This is a genomic window from Holdemania filiformis DSM 12042, assembly GCF_000157995.1.
Classification (GTDB): Bacteria; Bacillota_I; Bacilli_A; order Erysipelotrichales; family Erysipelotrichaceae; genus Holdemania; species Holdemania filiformis.
Genome location: NZ_GG657561.1, coordinates 622658 through 624519 on the forward strand (window position 1 = coordinate 622658; position 1862 = coordinate 624519).

The 1862-nt window shown below is 55.9% G+C and carries 2 protein-coding genes; both read left to right on the forward strand.

All coding sequences use genetic code 11. The features are described from left to right. Nucleotides 1-112 precede the first annotated feature (112 nt). A complete protein-coding gene (locus tag HOLDEFILI_RS15625; protein ID WP_050767002.1) occupies nt 113-586 on the forward strand; it encodes a DivIVA domain-containing protein in 474 nt (157 codons plus the stop codon). Between the two features lie 247 nt (nt 587-833). After that, nucleotides 834-1862, forward strand: a 1029-nt coding sequence (locus HOLDEFILI_RS15630; protein WP_006060826.1) for a class I tRNA ligase family protein, incomplete at its 3' end; no start/stop codon positions are given.

The following is a 1862-nucleotide window of genomic DNA, read 5'->3' on the forward strand; positions in this document are numbered from 1 at the left end:
CGATTTCCGTGCGCGGGTACGGGCGTTTTGTGCTGAAAGGCCAGCGCGGTCAGACCCGCAGCGACCGGATCGTCGCTGAATTTGAACAGTATGTTTAAAAGGAGGGATTTCTTTGGAACCGGGAACGCCGAAATTCCGAGTGATGAAAAACGGATACGACCGCTTTGCCGTCGACGACGCGGTTGACCGGTATGTCCGGGAAATTGATTCTCTGAAAAAACAGCTGGATCTGACCAGCCGTCAGATCCAATCCGCCAACGAGCAGCTGGCGGTGATCCGTCAGCGTTATCAAACGTTGGTCAGCGAACTGACTGTGAAGGAAAAGGCGGCCGATGATATCGCGCGCCTGGCCCTCAAGGAAGCCAACACGATCATCGAAACCGCGCAGAACAACGCGGACGCGATTGTGAGCGAAGCGCTGACGACCGCCCGGATCATCCTGAACGACCTCTCGCGCATCGCGTCGGAGGCGACGGAGATGAAGGGCGATATGCAGGAACAGCTGTCCTCGCTGATGGGGATGCTGGATCAGTTTGAAATTCCGCCGGTTCCGAAATCGGAATGGCTGAATCAGGAAAAGCTTTGATGCAGGACGCGCCGGTTCCACGGCAACGGGAGTGCAGAGAGTCTGCGGGTTGGTGAAACGCAGAACCCCGGGTGGACAGGACATCACCTGCGAGCTGTCTTTTTGAAATGAGTAGGAAAGACCGCGACTCGGCGTTATGAGAGAAGCGCATTCTTCCCCTGCGGGCGGAAGGGTGAACAAAGGTGGTACCGCGCAGAACTGCGTCCTTTTCTAAGGGCGCTTTTTTATTGTTGAGGAGGTAGAGGACATGGATTACAAAAACACACTACTGATGCCGAATACGAAGTTCGAGATGAGAGGCAAGCTGCCGACGAAAGAACCCGGCTATCAGACCCGCTGGAAAGAACAGGCCATCTACGAAAAAATGCTGGCGAAGCGCGAGGGCTGCGAAGCGTTCGTGCTGCATGACGGGCCGCCGTATGCCAACGGCGACATCCATCTGGGCCACGCGTTAAACAAGATTTTAAAGGATGTCATCGTGCGCTCGCATTACATGGCCGGCTACAAGGTGCCGTACATCCCGGGCTGGGATACCCACGGCCTGCCGATTGAAACGGCAATCACCAAGCTGGGCTACGACCGCAAGAAGATGGAGCTGTCGGCATTCCGCAAGCTCTGTTACGACTATGCCCTGGAACAGGTTGAACGACAGAAGGCTGGGTTCCTGGCGCTGGGCGTGGTCGGTGACTACGATCATCCTTACATCACGTTAAAGAAGGAATTTGAAGCGCACCAGATCCAGATCTTCGGCCAGATGGCGATGGACGGTCTGATCTACAAGGGCTTAAAGCCGGTCTACTGGTCCCCATCCAGCGAATCGGCCTTAGCGGAAGCGGAAATCGAATACAAGGACATCAAGTCGCCGACGATCTTCGTCAAGTTTGCGGTGAAGGACGGCAAGGGTCTCCTCGATAACGAGACTTCGTTTGTGATCTGGACGACGACGCCGTGGACGATCCCGGCCAACCTGGCGATCTGCCTGAATCCGGAGCTGACCTATGCGCTGGTGGACAGCGAAAAGGGCAAGCTGATCGTATTGGAAGAACTGGTCGACACGCTGTGGGCCAAGTTCGGATTGGAAAAGAAAGACATCATCAAGACCTTCAAGGGCCGCGAGCTGGAGATGATCACCTGCCAGCATCCGCTCTATGACCGTGAATCGTTAGTCATCCTGGGCGATCATGTCACCGCTGACGCCGGCACCGGTTGTGTTCATACAGCTCCGGGCTTCGGTGCGGACGACTTCTTTGTCGGCCAGAAATATGGCCTGCCGGCT